The 17,879-nt window shown below is 59.3% G+C and carries 17 protein-coding genes; 4 read left to right on the forward strand and 13 right to left on the reverse strand.

Translation table 11 applies throughout. From position 1 onward, the window contains the following. Window positions 1-177: 177 nt before the first annotated feature. The 3 genes from IC231_RS10600 to dinB are packed head-to-tail and all read left to right on the forward strand — an operon-like array spanning window position 178 to window position 3,168. On the forward strand, window positions 178-1,110 hold the full coding sequence (locus IC231_RS10600) for a DMT family transporter (protein WP_190784487.1): 933 nt from the start codon (window positions 178-180) through the stop codon (window positions 1,108-1,110). Window positions 1,111-1,128: 18 nt separating this feature from the next. Then, complete coding sequence (locus tag IC231_RS10605) at window positions 1,129-2,070, forward strand: energy transducer TonB (protein WP_190784488.1); 942 nt, start codon at window positions 1,129-1,131, stop codon at window positions 2,068-2,070. 57 nt (window positions 2,071-2,127) lie between these two features. Further along, the gene (gene dinB / locus IC231_RS10610) at window positions 2,128-3,168 is read left to right on the forward strand and encodes a DNA polymerase IV (protein ID WP_190785020.1); all 1,041 of its coding nucleotides are present in this window, start codon (window positions 2,128-2,130) and stop codon (window positions 3,166-3,168) included. On the opposite strand, the gene IC231_RS10615 is transcribed toward dinB, so the two are convergent. Both IC231_RS10615 and IC231_RS10620 read right to left on the reverse strand, forming a co-directional pair. After that, window positions 3,165-3,854, reverse strand: coding sequence for a sce7726 family protein (locus tag IC231_RS10615; RefSeq protein WP_190784489.1), 690 nt, complete (start codon window positions 3,852-3,854; stop codon window positions 3,165-3,167). The two genes, dinB and IC231_RS10615, sit on opposite strands and share 4 nt — an antisense overlap. Window positions 3,855-4,014: 160 nt before the next feature. Continuing rightward, window positions 4,015-4,308 (reverse strand): hypothetical protein, encoded by a 294-nt coding sequence (locus IC231_RS10620; RefSeq protein ID WP_185887194.1) that lies wholly within the window; start codon window positions 4,306-4,308, stop codon window positions 4,015-4,017. A 471-nt stretch (window positions 4,309-4,779) separates the two neighbouring features. Between IC231_RS10620 and IC231_RS10625 the strand changes: the two genes are divergently transcribed. Continuing rightward, window positions 4,780-5,577, forward strand: a complete 798-nt coding sequence (locus IC231_RS10625) for an oxygenase MpaB family protein (protein ID WP_190784490.1) — start codon at window positions 4,780-4,782, stop codon at window positions 5,575-5,577. 57 nt (window positions 5,578-5,634) lie between these two features. On the opposite strand, the gene IC231_RS10630 is transcribed toward IC231_RS10625, so the two are convergent. From IC231_RS10630 to IC231_RS10680, 11 genes are all read right to left on the reverse strand, one after another. Next, a complete protein-coding gene (locus tag IC231_RS10630; protein WP_190784491.1) occupies window positions 5,635-6,579 on the reverse strand; it encodes a Rossmann-fold NAD(P)-binding domain-containing protein in 945 nt (314 codons plus the stop codon). Window positions 6,580-6,666: 87 nt separating this feature from the next. Next, window positions 6,667-6,957: a GIY-YIG nuclease family protein gene (locus IC231_RS10635; RefSeq protein ID WP_125424434.1), complete on the reverse strand. Its 291-nt coding sequence runs from the start codon at window positions 6,955-6,957 to the stop codon at window positions 6,667-6,669. A 16-nt stretch (window positions 6,958-6,973) separates the two neighbouring features. Further along, entirely contained in the window at window positions 6,974-7,297 is a 324-nt protein-coding gene (locus IC231_RS10640; protein ID WP_190784492.1) for a hypothetical protein, read from the reverse strand. A gap of 120 nt (window positions 7,298-7,417) precedes the next feature. After that, complete coding sequence (gene carB, locus IC231_RS10645; protein WP_190784493.1) at window positions 7,418-10,651, reverse strand: carbamoyl-phosphate synthase (glutamine-hydrolyzing) large subunit; 3,234 nt, start codon at window positions 10,649-10,651, stop codon at window positions 7,418-7,420. A gap of 94 nt (window positions 10,652-10,745) precedes the next feature. Continuing rightward, entirely contained in the window at window positions 10,746-11,114 is a 369-nt protein-coding gene (locus IC231_RS10650) for a hypothetical protein (protein ID WP_190784494.1), read from the reverse strand. Window positions 11,115-11,207: 93 nt separating this feature from the next. Beyond that, entirely contained in the window at window positions 11,208-11,780 is a 573-nt protein-coding gene (locus IC231_RS10655) for a DUF7677 family protein (protein WP_190784495.1), read from the reverse strand. A gap of 53 nt (window positions 11,781-11,833) precedes the next feature. Beyond that, a complete protein-coding gene (carA, locus tag IC231_RS10660) occupies window positions 11,834-12,913 on the reverse strand; it encodes a glutamine-hydrolyzing carbamoyl-phosphate synthase small subunit (RefSeq protein ID WP_190784496.1) in 1,080 nt (359 codons plus the stop codon). 469 nt (window positions 12,914-13,382) lie between these two features. Next, on the reverse strand, window positions 13,383-14,522 hold the full coding sequence (locus IC231_RS10665; RefSeq protein WP_190784497.1) for an aspartate aminotransferase family protein: 1,140 nt from the start codon (window positions 14,520-14,522) through the stop codon (window positions 13,383-13,385). A 130-nt stretch (window positions 14,523-14,652) separates the two neighbouring features. Beyond that, window positions 14,653-15,633 carry an N-acetyl-gamma-glutamyl-phosphate reductase gene (gene argC / locus IC231_RS10670; protein ID WP_190784498.1) on the reverse strand — a complete coding sequence of 327 codons (981 nt, stop codon included), beginning with the start codon at window positions 15,631-15,633 and terminating at the stop codon, window positions 14,653-14,655. Beyond that, on the reverse strand, window positions 15,623-16,813 hold the full coding sequence (gene argG / locus IC231_RS10675) for an argininosuccinate synthase (RefSeq protein ID WP_190784499.1): 1,191 nt from the start codon (window positions 16,811-16,813) through the stop codon (window positions 15,623-15,625). Before argG ends, argC begins: the two co-directional genes overlap by 11 nt. A gap of 142 nt (window positions 16,814-16,955) precedes the next feature. Continuing rightward, window positions 16,956-17,525, reverse strand: a complete 570-nt coding sequence (locus IC231_RS10680; RefSeq protein ID WP_190784500.1) for a GNAT family N-acetyltransferase — start codon at window positions 17,523-17,525, stop codon at window positions 16,956-16,958. Window positions 17,526-17,879 lie beyond the last annotated feature (354 nt).

The raw sequence follows: 17,879 nt of genomic DNA on the forward strand, positions 1-17,879 counted from the left end.
GGAGCCGGTAGACATAGGTGGGGAAGCGCGAACCTTACGGGAGCGGGCTGGTTCGGATAGGGCCGCGGGGTTGCGGCAGCGTGTTTAACGTTCGAAGCGAAGCGCAGGCTACAAAGGTAGTGTGCAGCCCCGCCGGGTTATGCGTTATCCGCACATTCGCCTCTACCTTCGTTCTTAATGAAAAATGCAGCCCGGGTCCACGCGGCCTTGTTCGTGGTAGCCCTTATCTACGCCGCTAACTACAGTATTTCTAAAGACGTGATGCCGCGCTATATGGGTCCGTTTGGGCTGGTGCTGCTGCGGATTGTGGGCGCGGCGCTGTTCTTCGGCGTGCTGAGCCGGCTGGTGGCCCCGCAGGACCGCATCACGGGCCGCGCCGACCAGTGGCGTGCCGTGGTGTGCGGGGTACTGGGCATTGGGCTGAATCAGCTGCTGTTTTTCTCGGGCCTCAACCTCACCTCCCCCATCAATGCCTCGCTCATCCAGACTATTGCGCCCGTTGTGACGGTGCTGGCCTCGGTAGTGCTGCTCGGCGAGCGGCTGACAGTGCCGCGCCTGCTGGGTATTGCGCTGGCGGGCGTGGGCGCGGCCAGTATCATTCTGAGTCGGGGGCCAGTGGCCGCGGGCGGGCAGGATGGGCTGCTCGGCAACCTGCTGATTCTGCTCAACGCCACGGCTTTCGGCATCTACCTCGTGCTGGTGATGCCGCTGATGCGCAAGTATCATCCGTTTACGGTGCTGGCGCGCATCTTTCTGGTGGGTGCGGTGCTGGCGGTACCCGCCGGCTGGCAGCAGGTGCAGCAGCCCGACTACGCCAGCTTCCCGCCCGGTATCTGGGCCGCCATTGCCTACATGGTCATCTGCCTCACTATCATGGCCTATCTGCTCAACAACTGGGCCCTGAAATACGCCTCCCCTTCCCTACTTGGCGCTTATATCTACCTGCAGCCGGCACTGGCCGTGGGTATTGCCGTGGCAGTAGGCAAAGACACGCTCACGCTCACCAAAGGCCTGCAGGCGCTGCTGATTTTCGGGGGCGTGTTTCTGGTGAGCCGCAAGCCCCGGCAGCCCGCGCCAGCTGTAGTGCCCTTGGAACAGGTGCAGGACTAAGGTAACTTGCGGGTTGATATGCGTAATTCCCTCTTCTATTCCGGCCTGCTTGGCCTGCTTATCCCCTGCACCAGCCTGGCCCAGAACCAGCCAGCGCCGGCAGATACTACCGGCCAGCACTACACGTACCAGGAAACCATGCCCGTATTTCCGGGCGGCCAGGAGACGCTTTTCAAGCTGCTGACAAAGGGCCTGCAGTACCCGCCCAAAGCGCTGCGCGACGGAGTGCAGGGCAAGGTGTACCTCTCGTTTGTAGTAGAGCCCACCGGCGACGTGGCCGATATCAAGGTGAAGCAGGGCGTGCGGGCCGACCTGGACGAGGAAGCCCTGCGGATGGCGCAGCGGCTGAAAACCGTGCGCTGGCAGCCCGGCACCCAGAACCAGCGGCCGGTTTCGGTGGTCTACACCGTGCCGCTCACCTTCAGCCTCACGAAAGGCCCGTTAACGCTGGCGGCTGATTCGCTGGATGCCAACCCCGGCCCGGCCATCGTACTACCGTCGCGGCTCTGGACGGCCGCCGAGAAAACCATCCCCGCCGACAAAGGCGTGCTGTACGGCAACTGCATTCAGCGCCTGGGGTTCAGCAGCGGCGGGCTGCCCCAGTACGTGCGCGTGCTCAACCTGACGACGGGCAAGTTTTACCGGATTCTGGTGAAGCCCGCCATGCGCAGCCGCAGCGAAAACGGCTTTTGCGTGGCGCTGCCGCCCGGCCGCTATGCCCTGCAGTGGTATGAGTACTCGTATGGCCTTGATGCGCTGCGCAAAGCGGGCCAGGGCCGCCTCACGGATACCCGCTATTGCTTCACGCTGCAGCCCGGGCAGATGCATTACGCGGGCAAGTGGGATTTCTCGCAGCCCGATGCGCCGCGCTTCCTCAACGAGAAAGTGCAGCTGGACGCCCATTTTTCCGCTGAAACCAAGGCCCTGTACGAAGGGGCCGTTATCAGCCTGCCCCAGTAGCCGCCCCGCTTTTCCGCCGTGGACACGCCGCACACCCGCAAAATCATTCACCTCGACATGGATGCCTTCTATGCCTCGGTGGAGCAGCGCGACAACCCGGCGCTGCGCGGGCGGCCCGTAGCGGTGGGTGGATCGCGGCAGCGGGGCGTGGTAGCAGCGGCCTCCTACGAGGCGCGGGCCTTCGGGGTGCGCTCGGCCATGCCTTCCGTCACGGCGCTGCGCAAGTGCCCGGAGCTAGTATTCGTGAAGCCGCGGTTTGAAGTGTATAAGGAAGTTTCGCGGCAGATCCGGGCCATTTTCGCCGAGTACACGCCCCTCATCGAGCCACTTTCTCTGGATGAAGCCTACCTTGACGTGACGGAGAACCTGAAGGGCCTGCCGCTGGCGACACAGGTAGCGCGCGAAATCAGGGCTCAAATTCTAGAGAAAACTCAGCTCACGGCCTCGGCGGGCATCAGCTACAACAAGTTTCTGGCGAAGCTGGCCTCCGACTACCGCAAGCCCAACGGGCAGTTCGTCATCAGGCCCGAGCAGGGGCTGGCCTTCGTGGAGCAGCTGCGCGTGGGCGAGTTTCACGGCATCGGGCCGGCCACGGCGGCGCGCCTGAACCAGCTGGGCATATTCACGGGGCTGGAGCTGCGGCAGCAAACCGAAACGTTTCTGCGCCAGCATTTCGGCAAGGCCGGCTCCTACTACTACCACATTGCCCGCGCCATCGACGACCGGCCCGTGGTGCCGGACCGGGTGCGCAAATCGGTAGGCTCAGAAACCACCTTTGCGGAAGACCTGACAGAAGAAGCGCAGCTGCTAATCGGCCTGCAGCCCTGCCTGGATTCGGTGTGGGCGTATTGCGAGCGGGCGGGTCTGCTGGGGCGCACACTCACGCTCAAAATCAAGTACGCCGACTTCCAGCAGATAACCCGCAGCCGCACCATGCTGGCACCGCTGGCCAGCCTGGCCGCTTTGGAGCAAATCAGCCGGGAGTTGGTGGCTGGCTGCCTACCCTTGGCCAAGGGCGTGCGGCTGGTAGGCGCCTCACTCTCCAACCTCGAAACCACGGAAGACTCCGTAGGCAAGCAGCTGACCCTAGGTTTCTAGCCTGCGGGCGGTGGCGTAGGTGTCTTTCTGACGTTGGCCTTTGTTTTGGCCTTGGCGGCTGGTTTTTGAGGTTTCTTGCGGGCAGCGCGCCGGGCTTTGCGCCGCTGCCGGAGGCCGGCCAGGCGCTGGCGCTCGGCTTTGCGCTCAGCGCGCATCTGCATTCGTTCAGGGAGGCGGGCCATCAGCCGCTCGCGCACGTACTGGGCCAGGCTGGAAAGCGGCACCAGATTCGTGGTACGCAGAAAATGCAGCACCTCAGCACGTCGCAACTCACTCACGCCACGCAGGCCGCGGGCCATCAGAAACTGCTTCACTTCTTCTAGCAGTAGCAGGCTAGCCAGTGGCGCAGGCTCTACAGTAGCATTGTAGGCCGCAGCCCGGTGCGGGCGTAGCTCCCCTTCCACTACGGTCAGCACGCCTACCCATTCGGGTAGCAGCGGCAGCAGCTTGGGCAGGTGCTTTTCCGTCACCACAAACGTCACGAAGTCATATACCTCGCCGTAGCAGCGTAGCTGGTTGGGCACCCGCTGCAGCGTGTCGGAGTCGCCTTTTACCTCATAGCCGTGCAGAAAGTGCTCTGTGATGTGTACCACATCGGCACGGGTAGTACCGGTGGGTAGCTCATCTATATACACGCCGCCTGGCAGCAGCGGGTAGAGCAGGACACGAATTTCCGGGTCGTTCATATAATGATATTCGGCCGTACTGCCGGCCTCGGCACTACTCTCAGCGCCACTACAGCCTGCTCAGACGAAGTTGCACCGCTCCCTCTGATTCGCCAAGAAAAATAAAAGCCTGGCCGCAACTTGTGCGGCCAGGCTTTCAGCATAAGGCAAAACGCCGCTACTAGTCAGCGTCAGTCTTAATTTTACGCTTCTTCTTTTTGTCTTTGATTTTACCATCGGCCGGCAGCGTGGTAGCCGGAGCCACGCTGGTGCTCGACTGAGTTTCTACCGTGGTGGTGGTAGAAGCCGGCTGCGTGGTAGTGGTAGAGTTGATTACACCAGGCGCAGGCTGCGTCTGGATGGTGGTGCTCTGTTCGGGCTGCGTGGTAGTCGTGGTCGTGGTGTTGGTGGTCTGTGCGTTAGCAGCCGACACACCTGTCACGAGCACAGCGGCGAGGACAAGTAGCTTTTTCATGAGCATGGGGTTAGGTGAACTAATCCGAAAGAACAGGGAGTTTGTCTTTCAGTGAGCCTTAAACGGGACTTTTCCATTCCAGGTTCAATTCGCCCGAATTTTTCACCTTGCCAGAGCAGCTCCCGCATCTCCGTTACCTGGGCAATACGCAGTTTCAGGCCTTCCGGATTTCCAACCAATCAGCAGGTCAGGGAGCACAAATGCACTTTCTGCCGCGTGGCGCACGGCCCTGCATACTCCCGTTTTCGCTGCATGAGAATTGCGCGGATTGTGTGGCTTACCTGCTTCGGTGCTTTTCGGCTAACACGAGCTGCACTTTACCCAGGCTTCAAAATACCCACATGATCTGCAGACAGTTCAGAAGTGATTTATTAACTTTGCAACACAAAGTTCTTTTTAAAACAATTCTGCCATTCCCAAAAATCAAGTGGGAATACTCTGAGTTGAGAGCGTACTTACTTCCCCTCCATCATGCCACAACACCCAACCTACTTCGTGGCTCCCACTTCCGTGGTGCGCACCATCTGGGGCAAAGCGGATACGGTTCTGTTCATTTTTGCGGGTGCTGCCGCCGAGTTTGCGCTCAATAAGGCTGTTGACTGGCTCTACTTCACCGGCCGCCTGCCCGCCGACCCCTTGGCGCGTCTGTTTTCGACCGTAGAATATGCCCGCCGGATTGTGTTTGCCGAACGCGCCGACGCGGAAAAGGCCATCGACACCATCACGGCCATTCACGCGGCCGTGGAAGCCAAACGCGGCATGGCCATTCCGGCCTGGGCCTACCGCGACGTGCTGTTCATGCTCATCGACTACTCCATCCGCGCCTTTGAGGCGCTGGAGAGGCCATTGAGCTCCGCCGAAAAACAGGAAGTTTTTGCGGTTTTCACCCGTGTGGGCCAGCGCATGAGCATCCCGGAACTACCGGCTTCCCATGCGGCGTGGCTCCTGGCGCGGCGGCAGCACCTGACAGAGCACCTGGAGCACAGCGCCTTCACCGCTGACCTCTACCAACAATACGCACGGCACCTGGGCCCGGTGCGCTACCGCCTGCTGCTGCAAGCCCAACGAGTAGTAGCTCCAACCCAGGTGAGCCGGCTGTTGCGCCTTGGCCGCATTCCCTGGCTGCTGCCCGTTCTGGGTGTGTACCGCCACGCGCAGCACTTGCCCCTGAGCCGATGGGCGCGGGCCAGCCTGCTCCCCAGCGAGTACCGGGAGAAAATTCTGCGACTGGACATCGTGCCCTCTGCCCCGCTTTCTGTAGCCACCTAAACACCTAAAAGGCCACTCTGTAGGAGTGGCCTTTTAGGTAGTGCACTGTCTTTCCGCCTACTTCAGCAACTCGTGCAGCACCGTCTGCATGGAGATAGTGCGGTTGCCGGCTTCTTGAATGATGAGCGAGCCGGGCGCGTCGAGCACGGCGTCGGACACTTCCACGTTGCGGCGCACGGGCAGGCAGTGCAGGAATTTGGCGTCGTCGGTCAGGGCCATATGGGCGGGTGTGAGCATCCAGGCGGGGTCGTTCTGGAGCACTTGGCCGTACTGCTGGTAGCTGCTCCAGTTTTTGGCCTGCACGTAGTCGGCCCCGGCCAGCGCCTTCTTCTGGTCGTACTCGATGCGGGCCCCTTTCGTGAATTTGGGGTCCAGCTCGTAGCCCTCTGGGTGGGTAATGACGAAATCCACCCAGTCGATTTCCGAGAACCAGTCGCAGAACGAGTTGGGCACGCATTGAGGCAGGGCGCGCACGTGCGGGGCCCAGGTCAGCACCACTTTCACCCGCTCCTTCCGCTTGGTTTCGGCCACCGTAATCAGGTCGGCAAAGCTTTGCAGCGGGTGCAGCGTGGCGCTTTCCAGGCTGATAACGGGCACTGTGGCGTACTGCATGATTTTCTGGAACACTTCCTCGCTGTAGTCGGCCTCCCGGTCTTTCAGCGTGGGGAAGGTGCGCACGCCCAGCACGTCGCAGTACTGGCTCATCACGGCAATGGCGTCCTTGATGTGCTCCTGGGTGCCGCCGTTCATCACCGCGCCATCGGCCATTTCCAGCGTCCAGGAGTCGGCGCCGGCGTTGAGCACCCAGGCCTGCGCGCCTAGGTTGTAGGCCGCCTTCACCGAGCTAAGCCGGGTGCGTAGACTGGGGTTAAAGAAGATGAGGCCGACGGTTTTGTTGCGCCCGACGTGCTGGTAGCCATACGGGTTGGCCTTGATTTCCAGGGCTTGCTGCAACAGAGCTTTATAGTCGCCGGCATCGGCGAAGGAGGTGAAATTTTTCATGAGGGGGTATGGTAATAACCTGGTTCCGAAAGCTAAAAAAACGTCATGCTGAGCTTGTCGAAGCATCTCTACCGCTTCGCAAGCAAATCAGTCGCTCAAAGTTTCCAGATCAATAGGATTCCAGCTGGGATTGAAAGCTGAAATCAACGCGTCTTTTTTGCTGCGCGTCCAGCCTTTCAGCTGCTTCTCGCGGGCAATGGCCTGCATGGCATCCGGGCAGGCTTCGAAATACACCAGCAAGTCGGTTTGATACCGGCCGGTGAACTTACCCGTGTCGCCGCGGCTCTGACTGTGCTCGTAAAGGCGGCGGGCCAAGTCGTTAGTGACGCCGATGTACAGAACGGTTTTGGTCGTATTGGTCAGGATATAGACATACATTCTACGTCTGTCTTAATCAGAGAAAAAGTTTGACAACCCCCATCAGCAACAGAGCTAACTGTAGGCAAATGGCAGTTGTCAGAGAAAAGGGCACCACTTTCACTTTGTATGGTTTTCCCTTGTATGGAACTAAAGCAAGCAATGAACCTAGCAGGAAGCTTATCAGCTGTATCCCAAGAAATAACGTCCTGATTGTTGCTCCGCGCATTGCCTCACTTTGCCCCTCAACGACATGACCTGCCAAGTCACGACCATCTCCGACCGTAAAAGTGCTAACTAAGAAGTTGAGAATAGCCAGTATAACGATGGCAAAAAGCTGTTTCTTGGTAGTGTTGCCCATGCTCACAAGGTATTTTGTATTTTAAAAATAACCCGACACGCTGAGCGAAGCGGTAGAGATGCTTCGACTCCGCTCCGCTTCGCTCAGCATGACGTTCTTTTCTGTCTCTCGCTCTACTATTTACATCGCCTTATACTCGTTCCAGCTCTTGATCTTCAGGTCCTTCATTTCCAGGCGGCAGAAGGCCTGGATGAAGGCTTTCGCCAGGCGGGCGTTGGTGAGCAGCGGAACGCCGAAGTCGATGGCCGTGCGGCGGATTTTGTAGTCGTTATCCAGCTCACCCTTCGAGAGGTTCTTGGGGATGTTGATGACCAGGTCGATTTTCTTCTCCTTCAGGTAGGTCAGCACGTTGGGCTCCTGGTGGTCGTCGGGCCAGAAGAGCAGGCTGCTGGGCACGTTGTTTTCGGCGAAGAAGCGGTGCGTGCCCTGGGTAGCGTAAATCTGGTAGCCCTTCTGCACCAGCAGCTCCACGGCCGAGAGCAGCGTGACTTTCGACTTGATGGGGCCGCCGGAAATCAGCACGGTTTTCTGCGGAATCTTGTAGCCCACGCTCAGCATCGACTTCAGCAGGGCTTCCTCGGCGGTGTCGCCCAGGCAGCCCACTTCGCCGGTGCTCACCATGTCCACGCGTAGCACCGGGTCGGCACCGGGCAGGCGGGTGAAGGAGAACTGCGGGGCCTTCACGCCCACGAAGGGCAGATCGTACACCCGCTCGCTCTCGTCGCGCGTTACGTCCTTGCCCAGCAGCACCTGGGTAGCCTTTTTGATCAGGTTATTGCCCGATACCTTGCTCACGAACGGGAAGGAGCGCGAGGCGCGGATGTTGCACTCAATCACCCGGATTTCGCGGTTTTTCTCCAGGAACTGGATGTTGAACGGCCCGCTGATCTGGAAGCGCTTAGCAATCTTCTCGGCAATGATTTTGAGCTTGCGCACCGTGCCCACGTACACGCGCTGGGGCGGGTAGTACATGGTGGCGTCGCCGGAGTGCACGCCGGCAAACTCTACGTGCTCAGAAATGGCGTAGCTCACGATTTCGCCTTTGTCGGCCACCGCGTCCAGCTCAATTTCCTTGGCCTCCTGCATAAACTCCGACACCACCACCGGGTACTCGGCGCTTACTTCGGCGGCGGCTTTCAGGAAAGCTTCCATCTCAAAAGCGTTGGAAACCACGTTCATGGCCGCACCCGAAAGCACGTAGCTGGGCCGGATCAGCACGGGGTAGCCCACCTCGCCCACAAACTCGAACATGGCGTCGAGCGAGGTCAGCTCCTTCCAGCGGGGTTGGGCAATGCCCAGCTCGTCCATGATGCTGCTGAACTTGTGGCGGTTTTCGGCCTCGTCGATGCGGGCTGGCGCGGTGCCCAGGATGGGCGCGTTGGCGGCGGCCAGGCGGGTGGCTAGGTTGTTCGGAATCTGGCCGCCGGTGCTCAGAATCACGCCCTCGGGCTGCTCGAACTCCAGAATATCCATCACCCGCTCGAAGCTCAGCTCCTCGAAATACAGCCGGTCCGACACGTCGTAGTCGGTCGAAACGGTTTCGGGGTTGTAGTTGATGATGATGGTTTTGTAACCTTCCTCGGCGGCCGTCTGCACGGCATTTACGCCGCACCAGTCGAACTCCACCGATGAGCCGATACGGTACACGCCCGAGCCCAGCACCACCACCGACTTGTCGGTTTCCGGCGCCAGGTCGTTTTCGGTGCCGTGGTAGGTGCTGTAGAGGTAGTTGGTTTTGGCCGGGAATTCAGCCGCCAGCGTGTCAATCTGCTTGATGACGGGCAGCACGCCCAAGGCCTTGCGGCGGGCGCGCACCAGCAGCTCGTCGGCTTTCACGTCGCCCTCGCCCAGCAGCTTCACGGCAATCTGTTGGTCGGAGAAACCAGCGCGTTTTACGTCGCGTAGCAGCCCGGTTTCTAGTGCATCCACACCGCTGCCGCGACGGGCGGCTATCTGGTTGCCCAGCTCGAAAATGGTGAGCAGGCGCTGCAAAAACCACAGGTCAATTTTGGTCAGCTCGTGCACCTGCTGGATGGTGTAGCCGGCCTCAAACGCGCTGTTGATGGCGAAGATGCGCTCCTCGTTCGGTTCGCTCAAAAGCTGGTCGATGGCGGCGTTGTCCAAGTCAGCCTCGGGCCGGTTGGCCACGAAGCCGCGCTTGCCGGTGTCCAGCATGCGCAAGCCTTTCTGGATAGCTTCCTCAAACGATTTGCCGATGGCCATGACCTCGCCCACGCTCTTCATGGCCGAGCCGATGTGCCGGTTCACGCCCTCAAATTTGCCCAAATCCCAGCGCGGCAGCTTCACCACCACGTAGTCCAGGGCCGGCTCGAAGAAGGCCGAGGTGGTCTGCGTCACACTGTTTTTCAGCTCGGCCAGCGAGTAGCCCAGGCTCAGCTTAGCGGCCACGAAGGCCAGCGGGTATCCTGTCGCCTTGGAGGCCAGCGCCGAGGAGCGCGACAGGCGCGCATTCACCTCAATCACGCGGTAATCCTCGGAAACAGGGTCAAGGGCGTACTGAATGTTGCACTCGCCCACGATGCCCAGGTGGCGGATGGTTTTGATGCCGATGCTGCGCAGCTTGTGGTACTCCCGGTTGCTCAGCGTCTGCGACGGGGCCACCACGATGCTCTCGCCGGTGTGGATGCCGATGGGGTCGAAGTTCTCCATGTTGCAGACGGTGATGCAGTTATCATAGGCATCCCGCACCACTTCGTACTCCACTTCCTTCCAGCCCTTCAGCGACTCTTCCACCAGAATCTGGTCGGACGTGGTGAAGGATTTCTGGGCTAGGGCGCGGAGTTCGTCCATGTTGTTGGCGAAGCCGCTGCCCAGGCCGCCCAGCGCAAACGCCGCTCGCACAATGATCGGGAAGCCGATTTTCTCGGCGGCCGCCAGCGCGTCGTCCATGGTCGTCACAGCCACGCTGCGGGCCGAGAGCACGCCAATCTGCTCCAGCTTCTCCTTGAAAATATCCCGGTCCTCGGTGTCGATGATGGCCTGCACAGGCGTGCCCAGCACCTGCACGTTGTACTTCACAAACACGCCGGCGCGGTACAGCGCCACGGCGCAGTTCAGGGCCGTTTGGCCACCAAACGCTACCAGGATACCATCGGGCTTCTCCTTCTTGATGACTTCCTCCACAAAGTAGGGCGTCACGGGCAGGAAGTACACGTCGTCGGCAATGTTGTCCGACGTTTGCACGGTGGCAATGTTGGGGTTGATGAGGATGGTGCGTATGCCTTCCTCTTTCAGGGCCTTGAGAGCCTGGGAGCCGGAGTAATCGAACTCACCGGCTTCGCCAATTTTCAGCGCGCCGGAACCGAGGATGAGAACTTTCTGTGGTTTTTCCATTCTAAGGGTTGGGGTAACAGGCCGCTGGTGCGGTCATGTTCAAAGGCAGTCGTACTAAGTCGGCTACAGCCGATTGGTTAGGTGAGGGAAGTTTCTATTCGGTAAAGACGGTGTCACTTTTTACTATTTGCCATTCACCCGACGGGCGCCTGGCCATCCAAAGCCTGACGGTGGCATCGGCCCGCTCACCATCCAAGAAAAATCGGAAGGAGAGCGAATCCTTGGTAGCGCCGAGCTTCTCCACCTTAAAGTTTTTGGAGGTTATGTGTCCTGTCCTACTGGTAATCCGAGGTGAAACCCGAGCCGAACTCATGGACTTGTTAATCAAATTGGCTGGCTCACCCAGTACGGCTTTCAAAATCGTCTTCTGGCCCATGTTCCTGACGAAGTAGAACCCCGCGAAAGCCAAAGCACCCAACAGCACATATCCCCAGTTCGGAAAGCCTCTACGTTTTTCTTGCATAAGAGCAGTGCGTTGGGAAGTGATGAATAACTGAACGTTATGCTGAGCGAAGTCGGAACATCTCTACCGCTTCGTTGGAGTCAGTATAGAAGTTTAGTAGATGTCCTGCTCCAGCTCATCATCTGTAAACCAAACGGCTGGTGCATAATCATCGAATTGCCTCCGTGCTCTTTCATTCGCCCTCTTTAAAGCCCGGCTGAATGCTTCAACTTTGTCTGTGAAAGGTCGATTAATTTCGTAAGTCCAGGTTGCAAACGTCGGTACGGCGTCAGTCCCATTGCCTTCTAGCCACAGTAAGTAGTCAGGATTCTGAATTGGATCATCAAACGTGTTATAGATGAAGTGGCAGGCTAGTTGAAAAAAACGAGCATACACATCATCAAACACTGTTTGATGTAAGCTAACTAGCAAAGCTTCAACGCGTACATGGTCGTGCAATGCATACTTCGCGACCAAGTACTCAACTGCAACTGAGTAAGCACTACCCTCATCTTGCCGAAGAGCATTTGCCAGCAAATGGAAAGTATATTCCAACTGTTGTGGCTCTCGCAAAAGTGACTGCACATAATTAGGCTCAGAAGTAATAAGCTCGGGCGCTATCGTACCTTTAAAAAGGTAGTACACAAAGCACTGGATAACGAACTTGGCATCTTCTGAGAGCAGCATAGGCACAGAACAAGTAGTGGTTGGATAGAAGCTCAGAAACGGTTTTTTGGCTTCTACTTGCCAGCCTTATACTTCTCTACCTCGTCCAGAAACTGGTCGAACAGAAACTCCGTATCCTGCGGGCCGCCGGCGGCTTCGGGGTGGAACTGGGTGGAGAAGAACGGCTTAGTTTTGTGCTTAATGCCTTCGCAGGTGCCGTCGTTGAGGTTTTCGAACAGCATATCCCACTCGGCGGGCAGCGTGGCGGTATCCACCGCGAAGCCGTGGTTCTGGCTGGTGATGTAGCAGTGCTGGGTGCCGGTGAGCTTCACGGGCTGGTTGTGGCTGCGGTGGCCGTATTTCAACTTGAAGGTGTCGCCGCCCGCGGCCAAGCCCATGAGTTGGCTGCCCAGGCAGATACCGAAAATCGGCTTGTCCTGGCCTAGCGCCGTTTGCAGGTGGCCAATGGTGGCCTCGCACATTTTGGGGTCGCCGGGGCCGTTGCTCAGGAACAGGCCGTCGTAGTCGAACTGGGTGAAGTCGTAGTCCCAGGGCACCCGAATCAGCTCCACGTCGCGCTCCAGGAAGCAGCGAATAATGTTGGTTTTGGTGCCGCAGTCAACCAGCACGATTTTATGCTGGCCCGTGCCGTAGTGCTGCACGCCCTGAGGGCTCACCTGGGCCACCAGGTTTTCCAAATTGGGGTCGTGCAAAGGCACGTCCTGCTCGGCCACAATTTTGCCGAGCATGGCGCCCTTCTCGCGCAGCTTCTTGGTGAGCATGCGGGTATCGACGCCGAAGATGCCGGGGATGTTGTACTCCGCCAGCCAGTCGCCCAGGCTCTTGGCGGCGTTCCAGTGGCTGTGCTCCTCGGAGTAGTAGTTCACCACCAGCCCGGCAATGTGAATCTTGTCCGACTCGAAAATCTTCGAAATTGACTCGTACAGCTCCTCACCCGGCACCCCGTAGTTGCCCACCATGGGGTAGGTCAGCACCAGAATCTGCCCGGCGAAGGACGGGTCTGTAAGGTTTTCGGGGTAGCCGGTCATGGCCGTGCTGAATACCACCTCGCCCGCGGCGGAGGTGAAGGCGCCGAACGACTGGCCCTGGATTTCAGTACCGTCTTCGAGGACGAGTTTTACTGTTTTGGACATTTGTAGGGAGGGAATGTAGAGACGCGATACTTCGCGTCTCAATCGTTGCTAACGCTGTCGAGGCTGGGTGTGGGGCGGGCCGTTCAACGGCGAGACGCGAAGTGTCGCGTCTCTACATAGTGCTCGTATTTCGTTCCGCAACATTTGCCGCCGGCCGGATACAATTTCGGCTGGAACAGAACCAAACAAGTGAGGTCTATTCCAGCCGAACAATGACTTTAGCCAAACGGGAGAGAAAGAAACTAGATCAATCGGTCCCGCACCCTGCCACTTCCAAATGTCAGGCATCGGGAAGTCGGGCGGGCATAACTGCTGGAAGGAAAAGGGGGAGGCTGTTCTTTCGGGGAAAGAACTGGCCGGTTGCTGCGCAGGAGTCACCAATGGCAGCGGGCAGCTTGTCAGAAGGGGAGCGTGGCTCGGGAGCTTCAGGGTGCTACTCATTGGGGCTGCAAGTTAGGCCACAGGTCGTTTACTTTTTCACTTCGGCCGGAATTAATGCGTACAGCGCCTGCAAAAACCGGTCTACCTCGGCCTTGGTGATATTCAGCGGGGGCAGCAGGCGCAGCACCGTGGGGTCGGAGGCGTTGCCCACGAAGATGTGGTGCTCCGAGAGCAGCTGGTCGCGCAGGTCTTTGATGGGGAAATCGTACTTGATGCCCACCATCAGGCCCCGACCCCGGATTTCCTCGGCCCCGGCGTGGGCTTCCAGCTCCGTGCGCAGGTAGTCGCCCAGCTCGGCGGCGTGCTGCACCAGGTTTTCCTGCTCAATAACTTCCAGCACGGCCAGCGCGGCGGCGCAAGCCAGGTGGTTGCCGCCAAACGTGGTACCCAGCAACCCGTAGGAGGCCTTCAGCTCGGGGGAAATCAGGATGCCGCCAATGGGGAAGCCGTTGCCCATGCCCTTGGCCACCGAAATGACATCGGGCCGGATGCCGGCGTGCTGGTGGGCGAAGAACTTGCCGCTGCGGCCGTAGCCGCTCTGCACCTCGTCGGCCAGCAGCAGCGCGCCGTACTGCTGGCACAGCGCCGCCAGCCCCTGCAGAAACTCATCGGAGGGCATAATGATACCGCCCACGCCCTGGATGGGCTCGATGATGACCCCGCACACGTCGCCGCCCTGCAGCACCTGCTCCACTGCCGCCAGGTCGTACTCTAGGAAGCTGATGTGGTGGTCGGCGTTGAAAGGCGCCACAATTTTGGCGTTATCGGTGGCGGCTACCGCGCCCGAGGTGCGCCCGTGGAACGCGCCTTTGAAGGCAATGACACGCTTTTTGCCGGTGTGGAAGGAAGCCAGCTTCAGCGCATTCTCGTTGGCCTCGGCCCCGGAGTTGCACAGAAACAGCGTGTAGTCCTCGTAGCCCGACACCCGGCCCAGCTTCTCGGCCAACTCCCGCTGAATCGGAATCTGCACCGAGTTGGAGTAGAAGCCGATGTTGCCAAGTTGCTCAGTGAGGCGCTGCACGTAGTGCGGGTGCGAGTGGCCGATGCTGATAACGGCGTGCCCGCCGTAAAAATCCAGATACTCCTGGCCTTTGTCGTCCCAGAGTTTCGCCCCCAGCGCCTTCACGGGCGTGATGTTGACGAGCGGATACACGTTGAAAAGCTCCATGGTTGTTGCGGTAATCCCAGTGTTCCCAGGGTTGAAACCCTGGGCTAGTCAGCGAAAAAACGAAGTAGAAAATGCGGCCACTACGTAGCCCAGGGCTTCAGCCCTGGTACACCCGCGCCATTGGCATCAGTTAAAACAGCCCAGCCTTCAACCCCAAGCCCGTCGTTTCGGGCAAACCGAAGATCAGGTTCATGTTCTGCACGGCCTGGCCGGAAGCGCCTTTCACCAGGTTGTCGATAACCGAGGTAATAAGCAGCTGCTTGCCGAGTTTCTGCACGTGCAGCAGGCATTTGTTGGTGTTGACTACCTGCTTCAGATGCACTTCCTTGTCAGATACCGTGGTGAACGGGGCGTCCTGGTAGAACTGCTGGTAGAGCACACGGGCCTCGCCTTGGGTCAAATCCGACGGCGTATAGACACTGGCGAAGATGCCCCGGGTGAAGTTGCCGCGGTACGGGATAAAGTGGATATCCACCGCCAGCTCATGCTGCAGCTGCGCCAGGCTCTCCCCTATCTCGCCCAAATGCTGGTGCGTGAAGGGCTTGTAGATGGACACGTTGTTAGTGCGCCACGAGAAATGCACCGTCTCCGAGAGGCTCTGCCCCGCGCCCGTGCTGCCCGTAATGGCCGATACGTGCACGTCATCCGTCAGCTTGCCCGCCTGGGCCAGCGGCAGCAGTACCAGCTGGATGGCCGTGGCGAAGCAGCCGGGGTTGGCAATGCTCTGGGCCTGCTGGATTTGGCTTTTGTTCAGCTCCGGCAGCCCGTACACAAACTCCCGGCCTTCAAACTCGGCGTCGGCTTCCAGGCGGAAGTCGTTGCTCAGGTCGATGATGTGGGTGGTTTCGGGTAGCGGGTTCTGAGTCAGCCAGGCTTTGGAGTTGCCGTGGCCCAGGCACAGAAACACCACGTCCTCGTCGCCCTGCAGCGCGGCCGCGAAGCGCAGCTCCGTGTCGCCCACCAGGTCGTCGTGCACCTGGTAGATAGGGTTGCCGGCGTTGGAAGAACTCACGATGCCACCCAGCTCCACAAACTCGTGGTGCAGCAGAATCCGCAGCAGCTCCCCCGCCGTGTAGCCGGCCCCGCCGACGATGCCAGCCTTAATTTTCATCGTTGAATGAGCCGTGAATCCGCAGCTGGTTGCTGAAGATTTTGATGAAGCCTTTCGCGTCGCGCGAGTCCCAGGCGTTGTTTTCCTCGCCGTAGGTGGCCACCTTCGACTGCATCATATCAAACGGCGACTCCACGCCCAGCAGCTCAAACTGATACGGCTTCAGCGTCACGTACACCGTACCCGACACCCGCGCCTGCGACGATTCCAGGAACGCCTCCATGTCGCGCATCACCGGGTCTAGGTACTGGGCCTCGTGCAGAAGCGTGCCGTACCAGTTGGCGATGTAGTCCTTGTGCAGCAGTTGCCAGCGGCTGGAGGTGTGCTTTTCCAGCAAGTGGTGGCCTTTGATGAGGATCAGCGGCGCGGGCGCCTCGAAGCCCACGCGGCCCTTGATGCCTAGAATCGTGTCGCCCACGTGGGTGTCGCGGCCGATGGCGTACTGGCCGGCCAGCTCGTTGAGGGCCACAATCAGATCCACGGGCTTCATAGTTTCGCCGTTCAGGGCCACCGGCTCACCTTTCTCGAAGGTGATGCTGATTTCCTGCGGCTCGTGCTGGCTCAATTGCGTCGGCCAGGCCGACTCGGGCAGGCCCTGGCGGGAGGTCAGGGTTTCCACGCCACCCACGCTGGTGCCCCAGATGCCTTTGTTGATGGAATATTTGGCTTTTTCCCAGCTCATCTCCACGCCATTCTGCTGCAGATACTCGATTTCCTGCTGGCGCGAGAGGCCCAGGTCGCGGATGGGCGTGATGATTTCGGTGTCGGGCGAAATCACCGAAAAGGCCACATCGAAGCGTACCTGGTCGTTGCCGGCGCCGGTGCTGCCGTGGGCAATGTAGTCGGCCTTGTTCTCGCGGGCGTACTCGGCCAGCGCCAGGCTCTGGAACATGCGCTCGGCACTCACGCTCAGCGGGTAGGTGTCGTTTTTGAGCACGTTACCGGCCAGCAGGTAGCGCAGGCACTGCTGGTAGAACCGCTCGGTCACGTCAATCACCTCGTGGCGCGTGGAGCCCATTTCGTAGGCGCGCTGCTCGATGCCAGCCAGCTCCTCCTCGGAGAACCCGCCCGAGTTAACAATCACCGTGTGTACTTCCAGACCCAGCTCGCGGGTCAGGTACACCACGCAATAGGACGTATCCAAGCCGCCGCTATAGGCGAGAACTACCTTTTTTTTCATGGAGTGCTGTGTAGTATTAGTGGGCCGTCATGCAGAGGCGGAGCCGAAGCATCTCGCGTGCTGAGGTTGTGATGCTATTCATGGCGTCAGCCATGCGAGATGCTTCGGCTCCGCCTCTGCATGACGGGCTGACGGCAATTGATTAGTGCTTCTGCTCCAGAATTTCAATGGATTGCTGCGTGAAGCTGTCGTCCAGCGTATCGTACACCATGCCGGTGCAGAGGCACATTTTGCGCTGGTTTTCCATCAGGATGCCGTAGTTTTTGCAACTGGAGCAGCCCTTCCAGAAGTCGTCCGACTGCGTGAGCTCGGGGAAGGTCACGGGGCGGTAGCCCAGCTCGTTGTTGATCTTCATCACGGCCGCCGAAGTGGTGATACCGAAGATCTTAGCCGCCGGGTACTTGGTGCGCGACAGTTCAAACACGCGGTGCTTGATGGCGCGGCCCAGGCCTTCCTTGCGCAGCTCGGTGTTCACAATCAGCCCCGAGTTCACCACAAATTTCGCGTCCTCGAAGGTTTCGATGTAGCAGAAACCCGCCAGCTGGTCATCGAGGAAGGCAATGATGGCATCACCCTTTTCCATCTTCTTAATCAGATAGTTAGGATCACGCTTGGCAATGCCGACGCCGCGGGTTTTGGCGGATTCGGCGTACCATTGACAGAGGATTTCCACATACTGCGCATCGGCAGCATCGGCGACTCGTAGGAACATGGTCAAAGCTCGGTGGGCTGCCGGAGTTGGGCAGCAGACTCGGAAAGACGAAAAGCGGGAGGGGAACGGCGCGGGCCAGGCAAAGCCTATGCTCAGGCAGAAACGCCGATAGCGACAAAAACCCAAAAAGAAGGTGGGGCCAGCAGGCCGGGGAGCGGGGTATCCCGGCGGATACCGGGCAACGTCACACGAAGGCTTACACTCGGACTAGGGTCGGTTGATTCGGGAGGTGTCTCTTGGGGTGGGCTCCGGAGGGAGGACCCGGCGTCGGTTCGCGGTAGAGGCGGAACCCGGACGTACTATTGCAGCCAGCGGTTAAGCTGGCATGATTCGCACGACCAGTCTAGGTCGTCG

This window comes from Hymenobacter duratus, from assembly GCF_014698995.1.
Taxonomy (GTDB): Bacteria; Bacteroidota; Bacteroidia; order Cytophagales; family Hymenobacteraceae; genus Hymenobacter; species Hymenobacter duratus.